Here is a 22,369-nt window from a genome sequence, read left to right on the forward strand (position 1 = left end):
CGCTCCAGCAACGGAAGCTCGGTGAACAGGATCGACAGATTGACGTTGAAGCGCGTGTCCGTGAACCCCATAAGGGCGGCGCTCCTTCCGGATAGCGGATTTCTATTTCTGTTCTACGGGATGGTGGCGAGGCCGGGCGCCCTGGTCAAGGCGCCCGGCTCGCCGTCCGGACCGGGTCCGGCGTCAGGAACGGACCCGGTCCGGAGTCAGGACTTGAGCGCCTTGATCGCGGTGGGGGCGTGGCCCGGCTCGGTCGCCAGCTCCTCGAACTCGGTGACGTTGCTCATGTCGACCGTCTTGCTCATCGCGATGTTGGTGATGCGCTCCAGGATGGCCTCGACGACGACCGGGACCTGGTGCTCGGCGGCGAGCTTCTTGGCCTCCTCGAAGGCGGCGCCCAGCTCGTTCGGGTCGGTGACGCGGATGGCCTTGACGCCCAGCCCCTCGGCGACCTTGATGTGGTCGACGCCGTAGACGCCGATCTCCGGGGTGTTGATGTTCTCGAACTCCAGGTTGACCTGGAAGTTGATGTCCAGGCCGATCTGCGCCTGACGGATCAGACCCAGATAGGCGTTGTTCACCAGGACATGGACGTAGGGGACCTTGTGCTGGGCGGCGACCGCCAGCTCCTCGATCATGAACTGGAAGTCGTAGTCGCCGGAGAGCGCGACGATCGGGGTCTGCGGGTCGGCGGTGGCGGCACCGATCGCGGCCGGGATGGTCCAGCCGAGCGGACCGGCCTGGCCGCAGTTGATCCAGTTGCGCGGCCGGTAGACGTGCAGGAACTGCGCGGCGGCGATCTGCGAGAGGCCGATGGTGGTGACGTAGCGCGTCTCCGGGCCGAAGGCCTTGTTCATCTCCTCGTACACGCGCTGCGGCTTGATCGGGATGTTCTCGAAGTTCGTACGGCGCAGCAGGGTGGCCTTGCGCTCCTGGGCGGAGGCCGCCCAGTCGCTGAAGTCCGGCAGCCCGCCGTCGGCCTTGAGCTCCTTCGCCACCTCGATGAACAGCTCCAGCGCGGCCCTGGCGTCGGAGGCGATGCCGTAGTCCGGGGCGAAGATCTTGCCGAGCTGGGTGGGCTCGATGTCGACGTGGACGAACTTCCGGCCCTTGGTGTACGCCTCCAGGTTGTAACCGGTGTGACGGTTGGCCCAGCGGTTGCCGATGCCGAGGACGAAGTCCGACTCCAGGAAGGTCGCGTTGCCGTAGCGGTGCGCGGTCTGCACACCGACCATGCCGGCGCTCAGCTCGTGGTCGTCGGGGATGGTGCCCCAGCCCATCAGGGTGGAGATGACCGGGACGCCGGTCAGCTCGGCGAACTCGACCAGCAGGTCGGAGGCGTCGGCGTTGATGATGCCGCCGCCGGCGACGATCAGCGGGCGCTCGGACTCCAGCAGGAACCGGATGGCCTTCTCGGCCTGGGCACGGGTGGCCTGCGGCTTGTAGACCGGCAGCGGCTCGTAGGTCTCCGGGTCGAACTCGATCTCGGTCTGCTGGACGTCGATCGGCAGGTCGATCAGGACCGGGCCGGGACGGCCGGAACGCATCAGGTGGAACGCCTGCTGGAAGACGCCCGGGACCTGGGCGGCCTCAAGGACGGTGGTCGCGGCCTTGGTGACCGGCTTGGCGATCGCGGCGATGTCGACGGCCTGGAAGTCCTCCTTGTGCAGCTTGGAGACCGGGGCCTGGCCGGTGATGCACAGGATCGGGATCGAGTCCGCGATCGCGGAGTACAGACCGGTGATCATGTCGGTACCGGCCGGGCCGGAGGTACCGATGCAGACACCGATGTTGCCCGCCTTGGCACGGGTGTAGCCCTCGGCCATGTGCGACGCGCCCTCGACGTGGCGGGCGAGCGTGTGGTTGATGCCGCCGCCCTCCTTCAGCGCCTTGTAGAAGGGGTTGATCGCCGCGCCCGGCACTCCGAAGGCGTTGGTCACGCCTTCCCGCTTGAGGATCTCCACCGCGGCACGGGCGGCTGTCATTCGAGGCATCGAGTACTCCTGCGTCGACCTGTCACGGGCACGCTCCGGCGAAGGGCCGGAGTTCCTTAATTCCGCATCATGGAATTAATGTTTTGCTTTATGGAAGGAAAGTAGAGCGCGCCGCACCACCCGTCAAGGGGAGCGAGGGCGGCTCATGGCGGAATGTCCTCGATGGCCGGATCCAGGCCGAACGCATCCAGGCCGAACGCGCGGGGCAGCACAGGCGACGACCGCGGCCACCGGCGCCACCCCGTGCGGAAACACGAAAGGGGCCCCACCCCTGAGGGTGGGACCCCTGACAGCCCCGACGGAAAGCCGGCTCACCGGCCCCCCGGCTCCCGGACCTCTCCGTCAGGCCGGCGGCTCAGACAAGTACAAACAGCCATGACACGGGCGCCGCGTCGGCCGGAGCTCACCTGGCCGGATCGTAGGAGCTGGTCTGATAGCGGCTGCGGAACTCGGCGAGGAGTTCGTCGGTCGCCACGGCTCCGGAGCTGACGGCGGCGTGGACGTCGCGGAAGTAGTTCTCATAGCCGGCGGGCGTGTAGAGGCACAGGGCACGCGCGGGGACCGAGCCCGCGTTGCGGAAGCCGTGCGGAGTGCCACGGGTGGCGGCGAGCAGGTCTCCGGGGCCGGCCGTCACCTCGCCGTCACCGGTGTGGAGCGTCAACTCGCCCTCGAGGACGTAGAAGTACTCGTCGTGGCCGTCGTGCACATGCGGCCTGGCGCCTATCGTGCCGGGGGCGAGGGTGAACTCCTCGAAGGAGAAGTGCCCGCCGGTGTGCTCGCCGGTGAGGCGGAAGAAGTGCTCGACGCCGGCGACGTCGATGAGTTCGCCGTCCTGGGGGCGGCGCAGCAGCGGACGGACAGGAGTGTGGGGCTTATCGGTCATGGCTGCATTCTGACCCAGCCGGTCCCGACACGCCCTCGTAGCAGGCGAGTTGAGCAGCCACCGCCGAGCTCCGCCGTCGTACCGCTCGCGCGCCGCCCTCCGGAGCGGCGCGCGTCAGCGCAGCGGCATCCCCGACAGCGTCCGGGCGATCACCAGGCGCTGGATCTCGCTGGTGCCCTCGAAGATCGTGTAGATGGCCGCGTCGCGGTGCATGCGCTCGACCGGATATTCGCGGGTGAAGCCGTTGCCGCCGAGGATCTGTACGGCCTGGGCGGTGACCTTCTTGGCGACCTCGCTGGCGAAGAGCTTGGACATGGAGCCCTCGGCGGAGGTGAAGGGCTTGCCCGTGGTGGCCATCCAGGAGGCGCGCCACACCAGGAGGCGGGCCGCGTCGATCTGGGTGCGCATGTCGGCGAGCTGGAAGGCGACGCCCTGGTTGTCGATGATCGGGCGGCCGAACTGCTCGCGGGTCCGGGCGTACTCCAGCGCCTCTTCGTAGGCGGCGCGCGCGGTGCCGACCGCCATGGCGCCGACGGCCGGGCGGGAGGCCTCGAAGGTGGCCATCGCCGCGTTCTTCACCCTCTCGCCGCCGCCCGCCTCGGCCTTCTCGCGGGCGCGGGCCAGGCGCTCGTCGAGCTTCTCCTTGCCGCCGAGCAGGCAGTGCCCGGGGACGCGGACGTCCTCCAGCACGACCTCGGCGGTGTGCGAGGCGCGGATGCCGTGCTTCTTGAACTTCTGGCCCTGGGAGAGGCCGGGGGTGTTCGGGGGGACGATGAAGGAGGCGTGGCCCTTGGAGCCCAGCTCGGGGTCGACGACCGCGACCACGACATGGACGCCCGCGATGCCGCCGTTGGTGGCCCAGGTCTTGGTGCCGTTGAGCACCCACTCGTCCTTGGCCTCGTCGTAGACCGCGCGGGTGCGCATCGAGGCGACGTCCGAGCCCGCGTCCGGCTCGGAGGAGCAGAAGGCGGCGACCTTGACGTCGTCCGGGTCGCCGTACATCTGCGGGACCCAGGTGCCGATCTGCTCCTCGGTGCCGTTGGCCAGGACGCCGACGGCGGCCAGACCGGTGCCGACGATGGACAGTGCGATGCCCGCGTCGCCCCAGAAGAGCTCCTCCATGGCCATCGGGATGCCGAGGCCGGTCGGGTCGAAGAACTGCTGGGCGTAGAAGTCGAGGGAGTACAGACCGATCTTGGCGGCTTCCTGGATGACGGGCCAGGGGGTCTCCTCGCGCTCGTCCCATTCGGCGGCGGCGGGGCGCATGACCTCGGCGGCGAAGCCGTGAATCCAGTCACGGACTTCCTTCTGCTCGTCGTTGAGCTCCATGGTGAACTCGGCCATGTCCCCTCCAGTGCTGCAGGCAGTGCTGATGTTACTAGCGGTAACCCGTAGTGTGTTACTCGCCAGTAAGCACTGTCAACTCCTCTGGGGACGAATTCGTGGTGGAGTTCGGTGTTACGTTGCGCGAGCGCCACAGATTCACAACGGGTGGGGAGCACGACCATGGAGAGCACAGAGCACAGCGGCGGCCGGCAATCGGCGACCGAGCGCAGACGGCGGGAGCTGCTGGAGGCCGCCGAGCGCATCGTGCTGCGCGACGGCCCCGACGCGTCGATGAACGCCATCGCCGCCGAGGCGGGCATCACCAAGCCCATCCTCTACCGGCACTTCGGCGACAAGGGCGGGCTGTACCGCGCGCTGGCCGTACGGCACACCGACGCCCTGCTGGCCAATCTGCGCACCGCGCTGGACGCACCGGTCCTGCGCCGGGACCGGGTCGAGGCCACCCTCGACGCCTATCTGCTCGCGATCGAGGCCCGCCCGCAGGTGTACCGCTTCCTGATGCACCCCTCGGACGAGGACTCCGCTTCGGAGTCCGGCTTCGACGTGGGACGGCACTCCGCTCCGCTGCTGCGCCGGCTCGGCGAGGAGCTGGCCAAGGTGATCACCGACCGGCTCGACCTGGGTCCGAGCGGCGAGCTCACCGCCCGGGTATGGGGGCACGGCATCGTCGGCATGATGCACGGCGCCGGCGACTGGTGGCTGCGCGAACGCCCCTGCTCCCGCGAGCAGTTGGTCCAGCAGCTGACCGATCTGCTGTGGGGCCAGCTGGCCGCGGTCGAGGACCGCGCGGGCGGTCCCGGGTTCTAGCGGACCCGGGTTCTAGCGGGCCGGGGCTGAGCCGGGGGCCCTAAGGGGTGGTCGAACGGATCCCGTAGGGGACATGAGCGCCCCCTGTGGGGCCACAACGTCAGTGGGCCGGGTGGGTATTCCATGGGGCCTTCGTCGCCGCGCGCAGCGCACGGCGGCGGCGCAGGCCCGTGAGGCGGTCGACGTACAGCCCGCCGTCGAGGTGGTCGCACTCGTGCTGGAGGCAGCGGGCGAAGAAGCCGGTGCCGGTCACCGTCTTCGGCTCACCGGTGACCGTGAAGCCGGTCACGACGGCGCGGTCGTGGCGCGGGGTGCCGGCCTCGATGCCGGGGAGCGAGAGACAGCCCTCCGGCCCGCGGATGACCGGCCCGCCGGTCTCGACGAGCCGGGGGTTGACGAGGTGTCCCAGATGGCGGCGGTCCTCGTCGTCGGGGCAGTCGTAGACGAACACCCTCAGCGGGACGCCGACCTGGTTGGCGGCGAGGCCGACCCCGTGGGCGGCGTACATCGTCGCGAACATGTCCTCGACGAGCCGGGCCAGCTCGCCGTCGAAGGCGGTGGCCTCCTGGCAGGGGCCGGTCAGGACGGGATCGCCGAGCAGGCGCATGGGGCGGGGGCGGCCGGAACTGCCGGGGATGGTGCGGGGGCGCATGGCCTCCAGCGTACGGTCCCGCACACACCGGATGTCGTCGCACGGGTGGCGGGGTTCGGGCCCGCGGCCGGATCTCGATAGGCTGATCCCCGACCGAAGCCCCGGCCGGTCATCGGCTGCGGAGGAGGCGTTCCACCGGCAGCCACACGGCAGGCGGGCGCCGGATGCAAGGAGGATCAAGGACGATGGCAGGCAACACGGAGCCGCTGTCGCCGCGGGCCAAGCTGGCCGTGACGGCGGGCAAGGCCGCGGCGGCGGTATCGCGCGCGGCGGGCCGCGGCAGCGGATCGGTGATCGGTGGCCGGGTGGCGCTCAAGCTCGACCCCGACCTGCTCGCGCGGCTGGCCAGGCACTTGGACGTCATCCTGGTGTCGGCGACCAACGGCAAGACCACCACGACGAGGCTGATCGCCGAGGCGCTGCGGGCCAGCGGCCCGGTGGTCTCCAACGCGCTCGGCGCCAACATGCCGGCGGGCATCACCTCCGCGCTGGCCGGCGGCTCGGACGCCAAGTACGGCGTCATCGAGGTGGACGAGAAGTACCTCGCCGGTGTGGCGCGTGATGTCACGCCGAAGGCCATAGCGCTGCTGAACCTCTCGCGCGACCAGCTCGACCGCGCCGCGGAGACCCGGATGCTCGCGGAGAAGTGGCGCGAGGGCCTGGCCGACTCCAAGGCGCTGATCGTCGCCAACGCGGACGACCCGCTGATCGTCTGGGCGGCCTCGTCGTCGGCGAACGTGGTGTGGGTCGCGGCCGGCCAGGAGTGGAAGGACGACGCCTGGTCCTGCCCGTCGTGCGGTGGTGTGATGCAGCGGCCGGGCGACGACTGGTTCTGCGGCGAGTGCGGTTTCCGCCGCCCCATGCCCAGCTGGGCGCTCTCCGGCGACCACGTCCTCGACCCGCACGGCAGCGCCTGGCCGATCAAGCTGCAGCTGCCCGGCCGCGCCAACAAGGCGAACGCCACCACCTCGGCCGCGGTCGCCGCCGCCTTCGGGGTGCCGCCGCAGGTCGCCCTGGAGCGGATGTTCTCGGTGCAGGCGGTGGCCGGCCGCTATGACGTGGTCAGCTTCATGGAGCGCGAGCTGCGGCTGCTGCTGGCGAAGAACCCGGCCGGCTGGCTGGAGACGTTCTCGCTGATCGACCCGCCGCCGACCCCGGTGATCATGTCGGTGAACGCGCGCGGCGCGGACGGCACGGACACCTCCTGGCTGTGGGACGTCGACTACACCCGGCTGGCCGGGCACCCGATCTTCGTGCTCGGCGACCGCAAGCTGGACCTGGCGGTGCGCCTGGAGGTCGCGGGTCTCGACTTCCAGGTGTGCGAGAGCCTCGACGAGGCGGTGCGGATGGCGCCGCCCGGACGGATCGAGGTCATCGCCAACTACACGGCCTTCCAGGACCTGCGCCGCCGCGTGGGCAACTGAGCGCGATGCGCGGACAAGGACGAGCGAGAATGAGTGACAACAGCCTGCGCCTGGTGTGGATCTACCCGGATCTGCTGAGCACCTACGGCGACCAGGGAAACGCCCTGGTGGTCGAGCGGCGGGCGCGCCAGCGCGGTCTGGACGTACAGCGCCTGGACGTACGGTCCGACCAGCAGATCCCCACCTCCGGTGACATCTACCTGATCGGCGGCGGTGAGGACCGGCCGCAGCGGCTGGCCTCCGAGCGGCTGATCCGCGACGGCGGTCTGTCCCGCGCGGTCTCCAACGGCGCGATCGTCTTCTCGGTGTGCGCCGGGTACCAGATCCTGGGCCATGAGTTCATCAACGACCTGGGTGAGCGGCAGCAGGGCCTGGGTCTGCTGGACGTGGTGAGCACCCGCGGCGAGGGCGAGCGCTGCGTCGGCGACGTACTGGCCGACATCGACCCGCAGTTGGGGCTGCCGCCGCTGACCGGTTTCGAGAACCACCAGGGCGTGACGCATCTGGGCAAGACCGCCCGGCCGTTCGCCAAGGTGCGGTTCGGCAAGGGCAACGGGGTCGGCGACGGCTACGAGGGCGCGTACAACGACACCGTCTTCGGCACCTACATGCACGGCCCGGTGATGGCCCGCAATCCGCACATCGCCGACCTGCTGATCAAGCTGGCGCTGGACGTCAATGCGCTCCCGCCGGTGGACGACCGCTGGTACGAGGCGCTGCGCCAGGAGCGGATCGCCGCGGCAACCCAGCCCGCTTGATCCGTTTCACCCGCTTCACCCCTTTTTCGTACGCCCGCAGTCCCGCACTGCGGGCGTACGTGTACCCGCTCGCTCCGCGCTTGTAGGGTGAGCGGGATCCAACCGGACGACGGGGTCCGGGCCCCCCGGTTGAATTGCAGAGGGTTTTTCGAGCAATGCGCATTGGTGTCCTCACCTCCGGCGGCGACTGCCCCGGACTGAATGCCGTCATCCGCTCCGTCGTCCACCGCGCCGTCGCCGACCACGGCGACGAGGTGATCGGCTTCCGCGATGGCTGGAGGGGCCTGCTGGAGGCCGACTACCGCAAGCTCGACCTCGACGCCGTCGGCGGCATCCTGGCGCGCGGCGGCACCATCCTCGGGTCGTCGCGGGTGCAGCCCGCCCATCTGCGGGACGGTGTCGAGCGGGCCCGCGGGCACGTCGCCGAGCTGGGCCTGGACGCGATCATCCCGATCGGCGGCGAGGGCACGCTCAAGGCGGCACGGCTGCTGTCGGACGCCGGGCTGCCGATCGTCGGCGTACCGAAGACCATCGACAACGACATCGCGGTCACGGATGTCACCTTCGGCTTCGACACCGCGGTGGGTGTGGCGACCGAGGCGCTGGACCGCCTCAAGACCACCGCCGAGTCGCACCAGCGGGTGATGATCGTCGAGGTGATGGGTCGGCACACCGGCTGGATCGCACTGCACTCGGGCATGGCCGCCGGTGCGCACGCGATCGTGGTGCCGGAGCGGCCCTTCGACATCGAGGAGCTCACCGCGCGGGTCTCCGCACGGTTCGAGGCCGGTAAGAAGTTCGCGATCGTGGTGGTCGCCGAGGGCGCCAAGCCGCGTGAGGGCACCATGTCCTTCGACGTCGGCGGCAAGGACATGTACGGGCACGAGCGGTTCGCCGGTGTCGCCCGGCAGCTGTCCGTGGAGCTGGAGCAGCGCCTCGGCAAGGAGGCCCGTCCGGTCATCCTCGGGCACGTCCAGCGCGGTGGTACGCCGACCGCGTACGACAGGGTGCTCGCCACCCGCTTCGGCTGGCACGCCGTCGAGGCCGCGCACCGCGGGGAGTTCGGGATGATGACCGCGCTGCGCGGTACGGACATCACGCTGGTGCCGCTGTCCGAGGCCGTGGAGACGCTCAAGACGGTGCCCGCGGAGCGCTACGACGAGGCCGAGTGCGTGCTGTGATCCAGCGGTAGTTCAGCGCGCCACGAACCGCCCCCGGCCACCGCCATGGCCGGGGGCGGTTCTACTCTTGTCGCCGGAGCATTGGTACGAATCAGGAGCGAGCGGATGGATCACAGCGGGCACGGCATGGACGGCATGAACATGGATCTGCCGCCGTTCACGCTGGGGCGGGGCCTGGAGTTCGGTGGTGATCCGTTCTTTCTCGTCGGCTGCCTGCTGGCGCTCGGGCTGTACGGCTGGGCGGTGATCCGGCTGCGGCGGCGGGGAGACGCCTGGCCGGTGGGCCGGGTCGTCGCGTGGGCGTTGGGCGTGGTCTCGGTGGCGCTGTCGATGTGCACCAAGCTCAACGACTACGGCATGGTGATGTTCAGCGTGCACATGGTGCAGCACATGATCATCAGCATGCTCTCGCCGATCCTGCTGCTCCTCGGGGCGCCGGTGACGCTGGCGCTGCGCGCCCTGCCGGCCGCCGGCCGGGGCCGCAAGGGGCCGCGGGAACTCCTGGTGTCGCTGCTGCACAGCCGCTATATGCGGATCATCACGCACCCCGCGTTCACCATCCCGCTCTTCATCGCGAGCCTCTACGCGCTGTACTTCTCGCCGCTGTTCGACTTCCTGATGGAGTCCAGGGCCGGGCACATCGGCATGATGGTGCACTTCCTCGCCGTCGGCCTGGTGTTCTTCTGGCCGATCATGGGCGTCGACCCGGGCCCGCACCGGCCGGGCTATGTGATGCGGATGCTGGAGCTGTTCGCGGGCATGCCGTTCCACGCGTTCTTCGGTATCGCGCTGATGATGGCGTCCGAGCCGATGGTCAGCACCTTCGTCCACCCGCCGGCCTCGCTGGGAATCGAGGCGCTGAGCGATCAGCAGGCCGCCGGCGGCATCGCCTGGGCGTTCAGCGAGATCCCGTCGGTCGTGGTGCTGATCGCCCTGGTCTACCAGTGGTACAAGTCCGAGGCGCGCCAGTCGCAGCGCGCGGACCGGGCCGCCGAGCGCAACGGCGACAAGGACCTGGCCGACTACAACGCCTACCTCGCCTCCCTCAACGCGCGGGGGCGGTGACCGGCGCAGGTCGACCGTCTGGCGGTACGGGCCGCGGCCGGGGACGATGGTCCCATGGCCGCGGCCCGTGGCATCTGCGGCGGCCGCTGTGAGGAGGTTGCGGGTATGCCCGGATCTGCTAGGACGATGGCCGTGATGACGGTGGGCGGGCTGGTGGTGGCCAGCGCCTACACGGTGGCGCTGGGCGCCAATGGGTGGCTCTGGTTCTCCTGGGTGGTGCTGGCGCTGGTGACGATCGGGGTCGTGGCGGCGCGGCCGGTCTGAGCGCGCGGGCGCGCGGCCCCCGCACACCGCCGGCCTCAGAAGCGGAAGACGGGCCCGGTCTCGGAGTCCATCGTGCAGGCGTTGGCGAACTCCTTGTGCCAGTCGACCGGGTTGCCCTGCCAGGTGCCCCGCGCGCTGACGGTGACCGGGTCGTAGCGCCGGTTGCAGGCGTGCGGCTCGCCGGGCAGCGCGTCGAAGTCCCCGCGCGCCCAGGTCAGCGCGTCGCACGCGGCCGCGGCGTGCGGGTGTCTGCCGTAGGTGTCCGGGCAGCCGAGCCGCACCCCGCGGATCCAGGTGTTGCGGTCCCCGGAGACGGTCAGCAGCAGGCCCTGGTCGGCGGGCGGCTGTGGCTCGGCGGCGCCGGCCGGGGCCGGCAGGAAGGTGCCGACCAGCGCCGCGGACACGGTGGCGAGTACGGCGGTGGGCCTGGCGGCACGGGCGGATCGGTGGCGGCGCACGGGCATCGGTGTCTCCTCGGAACGCTCGGTGCGTTCAGGGCACCTCGCCGGACGCCGCTCCGCAAGCGGCCACGCCGCGAGGTCGCCCGTACGGGCCCGCCGCCCGAACAGGGTGGCCGACGGCGAAGGAGGCGGCTCCGCCGTCGGCCACCGGACCGGGGTCAGCCCACGCGCTCGATCCGAGCGCGACGGATCAGGAACTTCCCCTCCTCACGTACCTGCTCGAATGCCGCGTTGTTGAGCAGTACGCAGCTGCCGGACGTCGAGGTCACGGACACGGTGGTGGACTTGTTGTTGTCCAGGTTGGTCACCTTCAGTTCGGTCCCGGCGGGGAACCGGTCGCTGGAGGCCGCCGGTGCGCCGCCCTCGCCGGAGAGGGTCACCGTCGAGCCGGGGCAGACGACGTCGCCGTCCTCGGCGGGCGGCTCGGCGGAGGCGGGCGGGTCGTCCGCTGCGGGAGGTTCGGCGGACGCGGGCGGCTGCGCGGACGCGGGCGGGGCACCGGCGGGTGGCTCCTCGGCCGCCGGTGGGGAGCCCGCGGCCGTACCCCCGTCCGCTTCCCCGCTGCAGCCGGCGGCCCGCTGCTTGGCCTGGATCTCCTTGATCACGGCCTGCCGGTTGGCGATCCGTGCCGCCGACTGGGCGTCGGGACGGGCCTGCTGATCGGCGATGAACTTCTGGTTGTTGCTCAGGGCGGTGGCCAGTCCGTCGCATGCCGCCGATGCCTGGCTGGTACCCGTCGTCACGATGGCGATGCCGCCGACCAGCGCCGCGGCGCTGACGCCGACGACGATTTTCTGACGACGCGTCACTCTTCTCTTTCGGGACACGTATGACTCCTGTCCTGGGTCTGGGAACCCGGGTCTCAGGCTCGGTTGCCGACCAGTACGGGGCGTCGGCGGGGCCTCGTTCAGGGGGAGGGCAAAGTTGTCCGCGGATGCCAAAGCGGTGGCGGGGGGGGCGGCGGCCGGACGGTGGTCGGGGCCGCAGCGCTGCGGCGGCGAACCGGCCCGGCGGTGTTACCACCGACGGCGGTTGCCCATACACTCACTGCCCATCCGGGAGCCCCCGTGACCTGGAACGACGCAGCCGCCGAGACGATCCGACGGAAGAGGGAGCCGCCCTGTGCTCTACCAGGTGCTGAAGTACCTCCTGCTGGGGCCCTTACTGCGGCTGGTGTTCCGGCCGCGGGTCGAGGGGATCGAGCACGTACCGGACGAGGGCGCGGCGATCATCGCGGGCAACCACCTCTCGTTCGCGGATCACTTCGTGATGCCGGCGATCGTGCCGCGCCGGGTGACGTTCCTGGCCAAGGCCGAGTACTTCACCGGGCCCGGTCTGAAGGGGCGGCTGACCGCGGCGTTCTTCCGCGGCGTGGGGCAGATCCCGGTGGACCGCTCCGGCGGCCGCGCCTCGCAGGCCGCGATCTCCTCCGGGCTCGCCGTACTGCGCAAGGGCCGCCTCCTGGGCATCTACCCGGAGGGCACCCGCTCGCACGACGGCCGGCTCTACAAGGGGCGTACCGGCGTCGCCTCGATGGCCATCCAGGCGGGGGTGCCGGTGGTGCCGTGCGCGATGATCGGCACGTTCGAGGCGCAGCCGACGGGCCGGCGGCTGCCGCGCGCCATGCGGATCACCATCCGCTTCGGCGCGCCGCTGGACTTCTCGCGGTATGCGGGGATGGCGGACGAGCGCACCGCGCTGCGCGCCGTCACCGACGAGATCATGTACGCGATCCTCACGCTGTCCGGCCAGGAGTACGTCGACACGTACGCGGGCGAGGCCAAGGCCGAGGCCCAGGCGCAGGCACGCGCCAACGGGCGGCGCGGGCACGGGCACGGCGGCGGGCAGGCGGGATAGCCGGGACGGACGGGCAGGCCATTGCGGGGCGGTCGCGGCATCGTCTTCCGCCGTCGGCGAACCGTACTGCGGACGCCTCCTGACGCTCCGTAGGGTCTGGTCCATGACGACATCGGGCAGCGCCGTGGTGATCGGGGCGAGCGGACAGATCGGGCGGGCGGCGGTGCGGGCGCTGGCGCGGGACGGCTGGGAGGTGCGGGCCGCGTCCCGGCGCGGCGGACGGGACGCCTCCTGGCCAGGGGAGGTCCGTGCGGTGGCCGTGGACCGGGAGGACGAGGCGGCGCTGGCCGGGCTGATCGGTGAGGGGTGCGACGTACTGCTGGACTGTGTGGCGTACGGCGCCGCACACGCCCGGCAGTTGACCGCGTCGGCGGACCGGATCGGCTCGGCCGTGGTGATCTCCAGCGGCGCGGTCTACGAGGACGACCGGGGGCGGAGCTTCGCGACGCAGGACGAGCCGGACGGCTTTCCGGTGTATCCGCTGCCGGTCCCGGAGTCCCAGCGGACCGTACCGCCCGGTGAGGAGGACTACGGCGCGGGCAAGGCCGCCCTGGAGCAGGCGCTGCTGGCCGCGGGCGAGCGGCTGCCGGTGACGCTGCTGCGCGCCGGCGCGATCCACGGCCCCCACAGCCCCCTCCCCCGTGAGCTGTACTTCGTCAAGCGGGTGCTGGACGGCCGCCGGGTGCGGGTGCTGGCGTACGGCGGGCGCAGCCGCTTCCACCCGGTGCACGTGGACAACCTGGCGGAGCTGATCCGGCTGGCGGCCCGCCGGCCCGGGTCGCGGGTGCTCAACGCGGGTGATCCGCAGGCACCGACGGTGGCGGAGATCTCCCGTGCCGTGGACGCCGCGATGGGGGCGCCGGCCGCCGAGATCGTGACGGTGGAGGGCGCCCCGCCGTCGCCCGCCGTCGGCGAGACACCCTGGTCGATCCCGCACCCGGTGGTCTTCGACCTGTCCGCCGCGGAGCGGGAGTTGGGCTATCGCGCGGTGACGACGTACGAGGACTCCCTGCCGGGGACGGTGGCCTGGCTGGCGGACCGGGTCAGGGACCGGGACTGGCAGGAGGTGTTCCCGATGATGGCCGCCCACTCTCCGGACGAGCAGCTGTTCGGGTATGCGGCGGAGGACCGCTGGCTGGCGGGGCGGGCGTAGGGCGGCGCGGGTGGCCGCCGCCACTGCGCGCGGCACCCGAAATTGGTGTGCGGTTCGGGCCTGGCGTTGGCAGGCTGTGGTCATGAACTCCCAGCTCAACGAGGCCCCGGCCGCCATGAGGAGGCCGCTGTGACGGACTGGATCAGCACGCCCGTCGAACCGGGCATGCTGCGCGGCGCCCTCGATGTGGAGCGCACCGCGCAGGGTGTGCTGCCGCATCGGCTCCCCGCCCGGGCCCGCGCCCAGTGCGCCGACGGGCAGCTGGCCGTGGCGGAGGCCCAGCCCTCCGGCGTACGGCTCGCGTTCCGTACCCGGGCCACCGCCGTGGAGCTGGACACGCTCCGCACCAAGATGGCCTACGAGGGCGCCCCGCCGCGCCCTGACGGCGTGTACGACCTGCTCGTCGACGGCCGGCTGGCCGGGCAGGCCGGTGTGACCGGCGGCAACGTCCTGATGGTGGACATGGCCACGGGGTCCGCAAAGACCCGGCCAGGACCGGTCGGCACGGTCCGCTTCGCCGGGCTGCCCGACCGGCTGAAGGACGTCGAGATCTGGCTGCCCCACAACGAGATGACCCAGCTGGTCGCCCTGCGCACCGACGCTCCCGTCGAGGCCGTGCCGGACCGCGGCCGCAGGGTGTGGCTGCACCACGGCAGTTCCATCAGCCACGGCTCGGACGCCGCGAGTCCCACCACGACCTGGCCGGCGCTGGCCGCCTCGCTCGGCGGCGTCGAGCTGGTCAACCTGGGGTTCGGGGGCGGCGCACTGCTCGACCCGTTCACCGCGCGCGCCCTGCGGGACACCCCCGCGGACCTGATCAGCGTCAAGATCGGCATCAATCTGGTCAACACCGACCTGATGCGGCTGCGGGCCTTCGGCCCCGCGGTGCACGGCTGCCTCGACACCATCCGCGAGGGGCATCCCCGCACTCCGCTGCTGGTCGTCTCGCCGGTCCTGTGCCCCATCCACGAGGACACCCCGGGCCCGACGGCGCCGGACTTCGGCGGCCTGAAGGACGGCAGGCTCCGGTTCGTGGCCGCGGGCGACCCCGTGGAGCGGGCCGGCGGCAAGCTGACGCTCAACGTCGTCCGGGCCGAGCTGGCGCGCCTGGTGGAGCAGCGGTCGTCCGACGACCCCCACCTCCACTACGTCGACGGCCGCGACCTGTACGGCGAAGCGGACTTCGCCGAACTCCCGCTGCCGGACGGACTCCACCCGGACGCCGCAGGTCAGCGCCGTATCGGTGAGCGCTTCGCCGAGCGGGTCTTCGGCGCCGGCGGCCCGTTCGGCGACGGCGCGCAGCGCGCGGGCCGACGATGAGCGCCAGGCTGCGCGGGATGGCGCAGGAGACGGAGCGGATCGTCGCGGCGGGTGCGTATCGCGCGCCGGGCGGTCGGCTGGTGGAGATCGCGGCGGCGGTGGAACGGGCGCGGGCGGGGACCCGGATGTACGGGCCGGAGCCGGTCCCGGTCGGGCGGCCGGTTCCGGAGCCGGGCGCGACGGTGTTCGAGGTGACGGGGGAGGGCAGTCTCACGGCCGGCCGGCGGCTGGCCGCGGCGGGCGGCGGTCCGCTTGCCGTACTGAACTTCGCCTCGGCGCGCAATCCCGGCGGCGGGTATCTCAACGGCGCACAGGCCCAGGAGGAGGCGCTGTGCCGCGGGTCGGCGCTCTACACCTGTGTGCGCGAGGCGCCGGAGTTCTATGCGGCGCACCGTGCGGAGCCCAGTCCGTTCTACAGCGACCGGGTGATCCTCTCCCCCGGCGTGCCGGTGTTCCGGGACGACCGCGGCACGCTGCTCGATGTGCCGTACGAGGCGGGGTTCTTGACGGCCGCGGCGCCCAACGCGGGAGTGATCGCACGCCAGCGGCCGGGTGAGGCGGCGCGGGTACCGGCGGCGCTGACGGCGCGGGCCGAGCGGGTGCTGGAGGTCGCGGCGGCCGGCGGACACCGTCAACTGGTGCTCGGCGCCTGGGGCTGCGGGGTCTTCCGCAATGAACCGGCCGATGTGGCCGGGGCGTTCGCCGCCGCGCTGCTGGGCGGGGGCCGTTTCGCGGGCTGGTTCGACCGGATCGTGTTCGCGGTGCTGGACCGGCGGGCGGACTCCCCCACCAGGGCCGCCTTCGCGGAGGTCTTCGGGGGGTGAGGCACGGCAGCGGCAGGCGGCCGGGCGGGCGTGAAGAAGGGCGGCCAGGAGGAGACTCCCGGCCGCCCTTCTATGTGCGGCCGCTGCGTGGGCTACGGGCCTAGCGGGCGGCCGGAAGGTCCGCGGCGGCCTTGGCGGACGCCTTGGCCTTCGACGTGCCCGGCTCCGGCGTGGCGTGCGGGGCGCACGTCACGTCCTTGGCGTCGGTCTTCCCCTTCAGGAAGTACGCGTCGACCCGGTCGTTGATGCAGGGGTTGACCTCGCCGGTGACACCGTGCGATCCGGCGTCCCGCTCGGTGATCAGCCGCGAGCCGGCGAGCCGCTTGTGCAGTTCGACGGCGCCGCCGTACGGCGTGGCCGCGTCGCGCTCGCTCTGCACGATGAGCACGCTCGGCAGGCCCTTGCCGGTCCGGACCTCGACCGGTCGCTGCTGCTTGACCGGCCAGGTGGCGCAGGGCAGGTTCATCCAGGCGTTGGACCAGGTCATGAACGGTGCCTGCTGGTGGATGCGGGTGTTGTCGCGGTCCCACTTGTTCCAGCTGGTGGGCCACTTGGTGTCGGTGCACTCGACGGCCGTGTAGACGGCGTTGCCGTTCTCCGAGGCGATGTTGCCGGCGGTGTCCTTGAGGTCCGGCCCGGCGTTCTCCACCAGCGGCTTGCTGTCACCGGAGCGGTAGGCGCTCCAGACCTCGGCGACGGTGGCCCACATGTCGTCGTAGTACGGCGCGTTCTGGAAGAAGCCGGTCAGCTCGGCGGGGCCGACGACACCGCCGATGGGCTTCTTCTTGGCGGTCGCCCGCAGCTTCTCCCAGGCCGCCTGGACCTTCTCGGGGGTCTTGCCGATGTGGTACGCCGCGTCGTGCTTGGCGACCCACTTCTTCCAGTCGCCCCAGCGGGTCTCGAAGGCGATGTCCTGGTCGAGGTTGGCCTGGTACCAGATCTTCTGGCGGGACGGGTCGACGACGCTGTCGACGAGCATCCGGCGGACGTGGTCCGGGAAGAGCGTCGCGTAGACGGCGCCGAGGTAGGTGCCGTAGGAGACGCCCAGGTAGTTGAGCTTCTTCTCACCGAGCGCGGCGCGGATCACGTCCAGGTCGCGGGCGGTGTTGGCGGTCGTCATGTACGGCAGGAGGTCGCCGCTGCGCTCGGCGCAGCCCTGCGCGTACTCCTTGGCGAGCTTGCGCTGGGCGCGCTTGTCGGCCTCGCTGTCCGGTACCGGGTCGGCCTTGGGGGCCTTGACGAACTCCTGCGGGTCCATGCAGGAGATGGGGGCGGAGTGGCCCACGCCGCGGGGGTCGAAGCCGACGAAGTCGTACGCCTTGGCGACCTTGGCCCACAGCGGGTTCTTGGTGGTGATGCGGGTCGGGAACCTCATGCCCGAACCGCCGGGCCCGCCGGGGTTGTAGAGGAGGGAGCCCTGTCGCTCCTTCTTGCCGCCGGTGCTGACGGCCCGGTCGACGGCGATCTTGATGGTGCGGCCGTCGGGCCGGGCGTAGTCGACCGGGACGGTGACATAGCCGCACTGGACGGGCGGCTTGAAGCCCCAGTCCGCGGGGCAGTCCTGCCAGTCGATGCCCTTCTTGGCCGCGCGTGCGGCGGCGGTCTGGACGCCGCGCGCTTCGGCCTTTCCGGTCTTGTGCTGCTCGCCCGCGCTGGCGGGTGTGGCGGCTATCGCTCCGGTGAGGAGCGCGCCGGTCACCAGGGTGCCGGCGGCGCCGAGCGCTGCTTTTCTTCTCACGTGGTGGTTTCCCCCTGCTCGGTGCGCCGCTTGTGGCGGCGTTGATCACAGGCCTACGGAGGGATCCTGTCGTCTGGCAGCCCTTCCTGAACAGCCTTGACCGGCAATTCTTTACCAACCCGTAGGTTTTTGGTGTCTTCGGGGGATGGCAGGAGGAACGGCCGGACATCGCGGTGGAACCACATCATTTCGGCCAAGACGAGAGGGTGGCGGTGCGCGGGTCCGGTGCATCGCACACCGCATCGGCGGGAGCCTCAACCCGGTCCGGACTCCGGCAAGTTGGCGAGGAACGGATGAGGTCGGCAGCGGTGCCGGACGGCCCGGTCGCGGCCGGTTCCCGGCAGGGCGGGGCCCGGCGCGATGGCCGCCGGAGGGCCATGGAGGGGCGAGAACACGTCAATTGCCACAGACCTGCCCAGGAGGCATGTGCCCCTCGCCCACCTTCAGTAACCTTCCGTGAAGGCTCTCCCACGCGCTGCCACAGCGGGAGGGCTTCGGCGTTTTCGCCCCTGCCCGCCCCGTCCAGTCACCGCGAAGGAGTCACGAAGTGCCGGGTATCGACCAGGTGTTGTCCCAGGCGATGGGAATCCCGGGCGTGCTGGGCGCCGGGCTGATCGACTGGACCAGTGGTCTGACACTCGGTACGGCCGGCCGGGCACCGCACGGCGACCACGACGCGGCCGCGGCGGACACCGCCGACGTCGTCCAGGCCGTGGCCCGCAACGCCACCTTCGACACGGCCGGCGAGGCCGTCCCGGCCCTGGAGGACCTCATCATCACGGCCGCCGACAGCTACCACCTGATCCGTTTCGTGCACACCGCCTTCGACAGCCAGACCTATCTCTACCTCTGGCTGGACCGTACGCAGGCCAATCTCGCCGTCGCCCGGCTGCGCCTGCGCGAGCTTGCGGCGCAGCTGGTCCCGTCCTGACGCCGCGGCTCCGCCCCACCGCACGAACCTGAGGGAACCAGCCATGGGCCTGCCCATATCTCCGCGCCCGCCCGCACCGGACGGGCTGCTCGACCGGTTCGCCGCCGATCGCGTCACCGGTGTCCTGCGTGGCCCGCACGGCTCGGTCTACCTCCTCGACGGCGCGGTCTACTGCGTCGAGGGCGCCGCCGCACCCGGGCTCGACGTACGGCTCAGCGCGGCCGGCAAGGTGCCGGAGCAGGGCTGGCGGTACGCCGCCGACACGGCCGGACCGCAGCACCGCGGCGGCCAGTTCCTGGTCAGCGAGGGCTGGCTGACGCAGAGCGAACTGGAGATCTGCCATCTCGCGGCCCTGCTCGACGCCGCCTTCTTCGCCCTGCCGCTGCCGCCCGAGGCGACCTCCTTCACGCCCGGGACCGCCCACTGGCTGGGTGTCGTACGCCGGATCAGCGCCGGTGCCCTCCAGCAGGCGACGGCCCGCCGTCGCGCACTGCTGGACCGGCTGCACCCCTGGGCGGCGGCCGACACCTGCCCCGTCGTTCCCGTACGCCCCCACGACGAGGCCCGCACCACGCTGCGGCAGCGGCGGCTGCTGGATCGTGCCGACGGCCGGCACACACCGTACGAACTCGCCCGCGCACTGGGCCAGTCCGCGTTTGTGACGCTGCTCGACATCCGCCGCCTGGCCGCGGCCGGTCTCATACGTCTGCCGTCGCCGACCGCGCTCCCCCGGCGGCGGCCCGGCGCCTGCCTGGACGGGCAGCCCCCAGCCGCCGAGGGGCGCGACACCCCGACCTGGCAACTACCGGTACCGGAAATCCTCGACACCGCCGATCCGGATATTGCCCTCCTTGTCCGACTGCGTACGGCGCTGGAGGAAAACCTGTGAACCCTTGCGCTCGAAGACCGTGCACGGCATGAGGCGCGCCCTCAGAAGGCTGGCCGCGAAAAGGAGACTGATGACGATCGAACCCCGGATACGGGATGAACTACTGACGCTGCGGGACCAGGTGCGGCACTTCCAGGGCGGAATGGTGGCCAGCGTGGACGGCATGGTCATCGCCCATGACCTCGCGGACATCGAACCGGACGGCCTGGCCGCGCTCACCGCCGCGGCCATCGGGGTCGCCAAGCGCCTTACCGAGGCGACCGGGCAGGGGACGTTCGAGGAGTCCCTGACGCGCGGCGCCGACGGCTATATCGCGGCCTACTCGGCCGGCCGCCGTGCCGTGCTGACGGCCGTGGCCAGCCCGGACACCAACGTGGGGCGCCTCCATCTGCAGGCGCGGCGGGCCGCCGAACGCATCGGCGCCCTGGTCGACTCGGCACCGCGCCAGCAGTAGCGCCCCCGGACCCCTTACCTCCACCAGCAACACCTGCAAAGAATCGAAAGGTCTGAACTCTCATGGCTCACATGGAATCCGCCCTCGCCGACGCGATGTCGACCATCGAAGGCGCGATAGGCGTCGCCCTGGTCGACTACACCAGCGGCATGGCGCTGGCCACCCTCGGCGACAACCAGACCCTGGACCTCAACATCGCCGCGGCCGGCAACACCGATGTCGTCCGGGCGAAGATGCGCACCATGGAGATGCTGGAGCTCCAGGGCGCCATCGAGGACATGCTCATCACCCTGACCTCCCAGTACCACATCATCCGTCCGGTCACGGGCAAGGGAGCCAGCGGCCTCTTCCTCTACCTGGTGCTGGACCGCAAGCGCGCCAATCTCGCGCTGGCCCGCCACCGCCTCGCCCGGCTGGAGGCCGACCTGGAGGTGTGAGGCTCACCATGCGGCGCTGCGGGCGGCCTCGTCCAGCAGGCGCCGCAGCCGCAGCGCGTCCGGGGCGAGGGCCGTGGCCAGCGCCGCGGGGCCGGTGAGCGGTGCCAGGACGCCCTGGCCCGCACCCTCGGCGGACCGCCCGCCCGCCGCTGCCCCCAGCAGCCGCACCTCGGGCGGTTGTGCCCCGGAGGCCGGGCCGGGCTCCGGACCCACCATCAGGAGCTGGCCCACGGCCCGGTGGCCGTCCAGGACGGCCGAGGTGTCCCAGCCGGGGACCCCGGGCCCGTAGGCGGTCTCCTGGTCGAGCAGGGTACGGCCGGCGCGGCGGACGGTGAGCCGGCTGCGCAGCGCCCCGGTCTCCTCGCCGCTGCGCCCCAGGACCTGCTCCTCGCGGAGCACCAGGCGTGCGGTGGGGGCCAGTTCGACGGTCGTGGTCATCCGCAGATCGCTGCCCGCGGCGGAGATCAGCGGCTCGGGCAGCCAGTCGAGGCGTGCGCCGTCGCCGACCGTCAGCCGCACGTCGTAGGTGGCGGGCTCGGCGGTGCGGCCGGGCAGTGCGACGGTCGCCGCGGCGGCCGTGATGTGCAGTGCGCTGCCGGCCTCGGCGGTCGCCTCGATGCGCAGCCGGTCGCCGCCGAGCGGGGCGCTCATGGCGCCGACGATGCAGACCCGGGCCTGGTCGCCGGGCCCGCGGATGCGGCGCAGCGCGAGCGGGCCGTCGCCGTCGAGGACCGGCAGCCGGGTGGTGCCCGGCCCGCTCCCGGCCGCTCCCCCGCCGTCAGCCCGCGCGACGATGCGGGCGGTGGCACGGAGACCGGCGGCCGGGGGCACGGCGGCCTGCGGCAAAGCCGTCTGCGGCGGGAGCGCGAGGGTCATGCCGGGCCCGCGGTCCAGTCCGCCAGCCGGGCGCGGACCCAGTCCGCCACGGGCTTGACGCCGTTCTCCGACTTCAGCGCGGTGAAGGCGACGGGCAGTTCGCCGCGCTGGGCCTTGGCGTCGCGGGCCATGCCGTCCAGGTCGACGCCGACGTAGGGCGCGAGGTCGGTCTTGTTGATCACGAGGAGGTCGGCGGTGGTGACGCCGGGGCCGCCCTTGCGGGGGATGTCGTCGCCGCCGGCCACGTCGATGACGAAGATCTGGGCGTCGACCAGGCCCTTGGAGAAGGTGGCGGTGAGGTTGTCGCCACCGGACTCGACCAGGACGAGGTCGAGCGGGCCGACTGCGTCCTCCAGGTCCTCGACCGCCTCCAGGTTGGCGGAGATGTCGTCGCGGATGGCGGTGTGCGGACAGGCGCCGGTCTCGACGGCGGTGATCCGCTCGGCGGGCAGGACGGCCTCGCGGAGCAGGAACTCGGCGTCCTCGCGGGTGTAGATGTCGTTGGTGACCACGGCGATGGACAGCTCGTCGCGCAGCGCGCGGCACAGGGCGGCGACGGTGGCGGTCTTGCCGGTGCCGACCGGGCCGCCCAGACCGATGCGCAGGGCGCGGCGGACCCCGTCGGCGCGCAGGGGCGCGGCGGCGCTGTAGGTGTACCGCTCGGGGAAGGTGTCCTTGTGGTCGAGGTGCATACGGGCTCCGGGTCTCGGCGGGGTGGGGGCTTCGGGTTCGTGCGGTCTGGGGTCCGGCGTTCAGGAGGCGAAGAGGCGTACCGGCCAGGCGGCGTGCTGCTGGGCGGTGATGTCCAGCAGTGGGGCGGACGCGGCCGGCAGCGCGTCGACCCCTTCGGCCGGCACGCGCAGTGCCGCCTCGGCCGCCTGCTCTGCGACCTGGTCGAGGTCGGCGGCGAGCCGGGCGAGGACGGCGGTGGCGTCGAACGGGTCGAGGCTCAGCAGACGGACGGCGGCGGTGGCCGGGCCGCTGACGTTCTCGTACGCCACCGCATACGCGGCGTCCAGCGGCGCCAGCCCCGCCGACCGCGCGGCCAGCCCCA

At 71.8% G+C, this 22,369-nt stretch carries 24 protein-coding genes; 14 read left to right on the forward strand and 10 right to left on the reverse strand.

The features are described 5' to 3' along the window. Positions 1-206: 206 nt before the first annotated feature. The 3 genes from gcl to ACWD6P_RS33620 form a co-directional block, all read right to left on the reverse strand. Entirely contained in the window at positions 207-1,985 is a 1,779-nt protein-coding gene (gene gcl, locus ACWD6P_RS33610; protein ID WP_451448009.1) for a glyoxylate carboligase, read from the reverse strand. Between the two features lie 412 nt (positions 1,986-2,397). After that, the gene (locus tag ACWD6P_RS33615; protein WP_451447987.1) at positions 2,398-2,877 is read right to left on the reverse strand and encodes a cupin domain-containing protein; all 480 of its coding nucleotides are present in this window, start codon (positions 2,875-2,877) and stop codon (positions 2,398-2,400) included. A gap of 114 nt (positions 2,878-2,991) precedes the next feature. Next, positions 2,992-4,221: an acyl-CoA dehydrogenase family protein gene (locus tag ACWD6P_RS33620; protein ID WP_451447988.1), complete on the reverse strand. Its 1,230-nt coding sequence runs from the start codon at positions 4,219-4,221 to the stop codon at positions 2,992-2,994. A 162-nt stretch (positions 4,222-4,383) separates the two neighbouring features. On the opposite strand from ACWD6P_RS33620, the gene ACWD6P_RS33625 reads away from it, so the two are divergent. Continuing rightward, positions 4,384-5,031: a TetR family transcriptional regulator gene (locus tag ACWD6P_RS33625; protein ID WP_451447989.1), complete on the forward strand. Its 648-nt coding sequence runs from the start codon at positions 4,384-4,386 to the stop codon at positions 5,029-5,031. A 100-nt stretch (positions 5,032-5,131) separates the two neighbouring features. Here ACWD6P_RS33625 and def read toward each other — a convergent pair whose 3' ends face one another. Beyond that, positions 5,132-5,683, reverse strand: a complete 552-nt coding sequence (gene def / locus ACWD6P_RS33630; protein WP_451447990.1) for a peptide deformylase — start codon at positions 5,681-5,683, stop codon at positions 5,132-5,134. 185 nt (positions 5,684-5,868) lie between these two features. Here def and ACWD6P_RS33635 point away from each other — a divergent pair, with 185 nt between their 5' ends. The 5 genes from ACWD6P_RS33635 (at position 5,869) to ACWD6P_RS33655 (ending at position 10,375) form a co-directional block, all read left to right on the forward strand. Continuing rightward, entirely contained in the window at positions 5,869-7,107 is a 1,239-nt protein-coding gene (locus tag ACWD6P_RS33635; RefSeq protein ID WP_451447991.1) for a MurT ligase domain-containing protein, read from the forward strand. A 29-nt stretch (positions 7,108-7,136) separates the two neighbouring features. Next, on the forward strand, positions 7,137-7,865 hold the full coding sequence (locus tag ACWD6P_RS33640) for a type 1 glutamine amidotransferase (protein ID WP_451447992.1): 729 nt from the start codon (positions 7,137-7,139) through the stop codon (positions 7,863-7,865). Positions 7,866-8,020: 155 nt separating this feature from the next. Beyond that, complete coding sequence (locus ACWD6P_RS33645; RefSeq protein WP_451447993.1) at positions 8,021-9,046, forward strand: 6-phosphofructokinase; 1,026 nt, start codon at positions 8,021-8,023, stop codon at positions 9,044-9,046. Between the two features lie 105 nt (positions 9,047-9,151). Next, on the forward strand, positions 9,152-10,111 hold the full coding sequence (locus ACWD6P_RS33650; protein ID WP_451447994.1) for a cytochrome c oxidase assembly protein: 960 nt from the start codon (positions 9,152-9,154) through the stop codon (positions 10,109-10,111). Between the two features lie 105 nt (positions 10,112-10,216). Next, the gene (locus ACWD6P_RS33655) at positions 10,217-10,375 is read left to right on the forward strand and encodes a hypothetical protein (RefSeq protein WP_451447995.1); all 159 of its coding nucleotides are present in this window, start codon (positions 10,217-10,219) and stop codon (positions 10,373-10,375) included. Positions 10,376-10,410: 35 nt separating this feature from the next. Here the strand turns inward: ACWD6P_RS33655 and ACWD6P_RS33660 are convergent, their stop codons facing one another. Both ACWD6P_RS33660 and ACWD6P_RS33665 read right to left on the reverse strand, forming a co-directional pair. After that, on the reverse strand, positions 10,411-10,839 hold the full coding sequence (locus ACWD6P_RS33660) for an SSI family serine proteinase inhibitor (protein ID WP_451447996.1): 429 nt from the start codon (positions 10,837-10,839) through the stop codon (positions 10,411-10,413). 155 nt (positions 10,840-10,994) lie between these two features. Beyond that, positions 10,995-11,663 (reverse strand): hypothetical protein, encoded by a 669-nt coding sequence (locus tag ACWD6P_RS33665; protein WP_451447997.1) that lies wholly within the window; start codon positions 11,661-11,663, stop codon positions 10,995-10,997. 295 nt (positions 11,664-11,958) lie between these two features. On the opposite strand from ACWD6P_RS33665, the gene ACWD6P_RS33670 reads away from it, so the two are divergent. From ACWD6P_RS33670 to ACWD6P_RS33685, 4 genes are all read left to right on the forward strand, one after another. Then, a complete protein-coding gene (locus ACWD6P_RS33670; RefSeq protein WP_451447998.1) occupies positions 11,959-12,693 on the forward strand; it encodes a lysophospholipid acyltransferase family protein in 735 nt (244 codons plus the stop codon). Between the two features lie 103 nt (positions 12,694-12,796). Beyond that, complete coding sequence (locus ACWD6P_RS33675) at positions 12,797-13,846, forward strand: NAD-dependent epimerase/dehydratase family protein (protein ID WP_451447999.1); 1,050 nt, start codon at positions 12,797-12,799, stop codon at positions 13,844-13,846. A 165-nt stretch (positions 13,847-14,011) separates the two neighbouring features. Then, positions 14,012-15,166 carry a GDSL-type esterase/lipase family protein gene (locus ACWD6P_RS33680; protein WP_451448010.1) on the forward strand — a complete coding sequence of 385 codons (1,155 nt, stop codon included), beginning with the start codon at positions 14,012-14,014 and terminating at the stop codon, positions 15,164-15,166. Then, entirely contained in the window at positions 15,163-15,990 is an 828-nt protein-coding gene (locus tag ACWD6P_RS33685; protein WP_451448000.1) for a TIGR02452 family protein, read from the forward strand. The genes ACWD6P_RS33680 and ACWD6P_RS33685 overlap by 4 nt, the downstream gene beginning before the upstream one ends. 100 nt (positions 15,991-16,090) lie before the next feature. Here the strand turns inward: ACWD6P_RS33685 and ACWD6P_RS33690 are convergent, their stop codons facing one another. Continuing rightward, complete coding sequence (locus ACWD6P_RS33690; RefSeq protein ID WP_451448001.1) at positions 16,091-17,728, reverse strand: alpha/beta hydrolase; 1,638 nt, start codon at positions 17,726-17,728, stop codon at positions 16,091-16,093. A 547-nt stretch (positions 17,729-18,275) separates the two neighbouring features. Between ACWD6P_RS33690 and ACWD6P_RS33695 the strand changes: the two genes are divergently transcribed. The 4 genes from ACWD6P_RS33695 (at position 18,276) to ACWD6P_RS33710 (ending at position 20,439) form a co-directional block, all read left to right on the forward strand. Continuing rightward, on the forward strand, positions 18,276-18,659 hold the full coding sequence (locus ACWD6P_RS33695) for a hypothetical protein (protein WP_451448002.1): 384 nt from the start codon (positions 18,276-18,278) through the stop codon (positions 18,657-18,659). A gap of 43 nt (positions 18,660-18,702) precedes the next feature. Next, a complete protein-coding gene (locus ACWD6P_RS33700) occupies positions 18,703-19,548 on the forward strand; it encodes a hypothetical protein (protein WP_451448003.1) in 846 nt (281 codons plus the stop codon). 70 nt (positions 19,549-19,618) lie between these two features. Continuing rightward, positions 19,619-20,002: a roadblock/LC7 domain-containing protein gene (locus ACWD6P_RS33705; RefSeq protein ID WP_451448004.1), complete on the forward strand. Its 384-nt coding sequence runs from the start codon at positions 19,619-19,621 to the stop codon at positions 20,000-20,002. A gap of 62 nt (positions 20,003-20,064) precedes the next feature. Beyond that, positions 20,065-20,439 (forward strand): hypothetical protein, encoded by a 375-nt coding sequence (locus ACWD6P_RS33710; protein ID WP_451448005.1) that lies wholly within the window; start codon positions 20,065-20,067, stop codon positions 20,437-20,439. A gap of 3 nt (positions 20,440-20,442) precedes the next feature. Here ACWD6P_RS33710 and ACWD6P_RS33715 read toward each other — a convergent pair whose 3' ends face one another. From ACWD6P_RS33715 to ACWD6P_RS33725, 3 genes are all read right to left on the reverse strand, one after another. Next, positions 20,443-21,315, reverse strand: a complete 873-nt coding sequence (locus tag ACWD6P_RS33715; RefSeq protein WP_451448006.1) for an urease accessory protein UreD — start codon at positions 21,313-21,315, stop codon at positions 20,443-20,445. After that, the gene (gene ureG, locus ACWD6P_RS33720) at positions 21,312-22,007 is read right to left on the reverse strand and encodes an urease accessory protein UreG (RefSeq protein ID WP_451448007.1); all 696 of its coding nucleotides are present in this window, start codon (positions 22,005-22,007) and stop codon (positions 21,312-21,314) included. The genes ACWD6P_RS33715 and ureG overlap by 4 nt, the downstream gene beginning before the upstream one ends. Before the next feature lie 60 nt (positions 22,008-22,067). After that, a partial coding sequence (locus ACWD6P_RS33725; protein WP_451448008.1) for an urease accessory UreF family protein occupies positions 22,068-22,369 on the reverse strand: 302 nt, incomplete at its 5' end.

The organism is Streptomyces sp. NPDC002446 (genome assembly GCF_053595675.1).

What these genes read in the sequence shown, in the direction of transcription:
- gcl (WP_451448009.1), bottom strand. Translation starts at nt 1,985, where the DNA reads ATGACAGCCGCCCGTGCCGCGGTGGAGATCCTCAAGCGGGAAGGCGTG.
- ACWD6P_RS33615 (WP_451447987.1), bottom strand. Translation starts at nt 2,877, where the DNA reads ATGACCGATAAGCCCCACACTCCTGTCCGTCCGCTGCTGCGCCGCCCC.
- ACWD6P_RS33620 (WP_451447988.1), bottom strand. Translation starts at nt 4,221, where the DNA reads ATGGCCGAGTTCACCATGGAGCTCAACGACGAGCAGAAGGAAGTCCGT.
- ACWD6P_RS33625 (WP_451447989.1), top strand. Translation starts at nt 4,384, where the DNA reads ATGGAGAGCACAGAGCACAGCGGCGGCCGGCAATCGGCGACCGAGCGC.
- def (WP_451447990.1), bottom strand. Translation starts at nt 5,683, where the DNA reads ATGCGCCCCCGCACCATCCCCGGCAGTTCCGGCCGCCCCCGCCCCATG.
- ACWD6P_RS33635 (WP_451447991.1), top strand. Translation starts at nt 5,869, where the DNA reads ATGGCAGGCAACACGGAGCCGCTGTCGCCGCGGGCCAAGCTGGCCGTG.
- ACWD6P_RS33640 (WP_451447992.1), top strand. Translation starts at nt 7,137, where the DNA reads ATGAGTGACAACAGCCTGCGCCTGGTGTGGATCTACCCGGATCTGCTG.
- ACWD6P_RS33645 (WP_451447993.1), top strand. Translation starts at nt 8,021, where the DNA reads ATGCGCATTGGTGTCCTCACCTCCGGCGGCGACTGCCCCGGACTGAAT.
- ACWD6P_RS33650 (WP_451447994.1), top strand. Translation starts at nt 9,152, where the DNA reads ATGGATCACAGCGGGCACGGCATGGACGGCATGAACATGGATCTGCCG.
- ACWD6P_RS33655 (WP_451447995.1), top strand. Translation starts at nt 10,217, where the DNA reads ATGCCCGGATCTGCTAGGACGATGGCCGTGATGACGGTGGGCGGGCTG.
- ACWD6P_RS33660 (WP_451447996.1), bottom strand. Translation starts at nt 10,839, where the DNA reads ATGCCCGTGCGCCGCCACCGATCCGCCCGTGCCGCCAGGCCCACCGCC.
- ACWD6P_RS33675 (WP_451447999.1), top strand. Translation starts at nt 12,797, where the DNA reads ATGACGACATCGGGCAGCGCCGTGGTGATCGGGGCGAGCGGACAGATC.
- ACWD6P_RS33680 (WP_451448010.1), top strand. Translation starts at nt 14,012, where the DNA reads ATGCTGCGCGGCGCCCTCGATGTGGAGCGCACCGCGCAGGGTGTGCTG.
- ACWD6P_RS33685 (WP_451448000.1), top strand. Translation starts at nt 15,163, where the DNA reads ATGAGCGCCAGGCTGCGCGGGATGGCGCAGGAGACGGAGCGGATCGTC.
- ACWD6P_RS33700 (WP_451448003.1), top strand. Translation starts at nt 18,703, where the DNA reads ATGGGCCTGCCCATATCTCCGCGCCCGCCCGCACCGGACGGGCTGCTC.
- ACWD6P_RS33705 (WP_451448004.1), top strand. Translation starts at nt 19,619, where the DNA reads ATGACGATCGAACCCCGGATACGGGATGAACTACTGACGCTGCGGGAC.
- ACWD6P_RS33710 (WP_451448005.1), top strand. Translation starts at nt 20,065, where the DNA reads ATGGCTCACATGGAATCCGCCCTCGCCGACGCGATGTCGACCATCGAA.
- ACWD6P_RS33715 (WP_451448006.1), bottom strand. Translation starts at nt 21,315, where the DNA reads ATGACCCTCGCGCTCCCGCCGCAGACGGCTTTGCCGCAGGCCGCCGTG.
- ureG (WP_451448007.1), bottom strand. Translation starts at nt 22,007, where the DNA reads ATGCACCTCGACCACAAGGACACCTTCCCCGAGCGGTACACCTACAGC.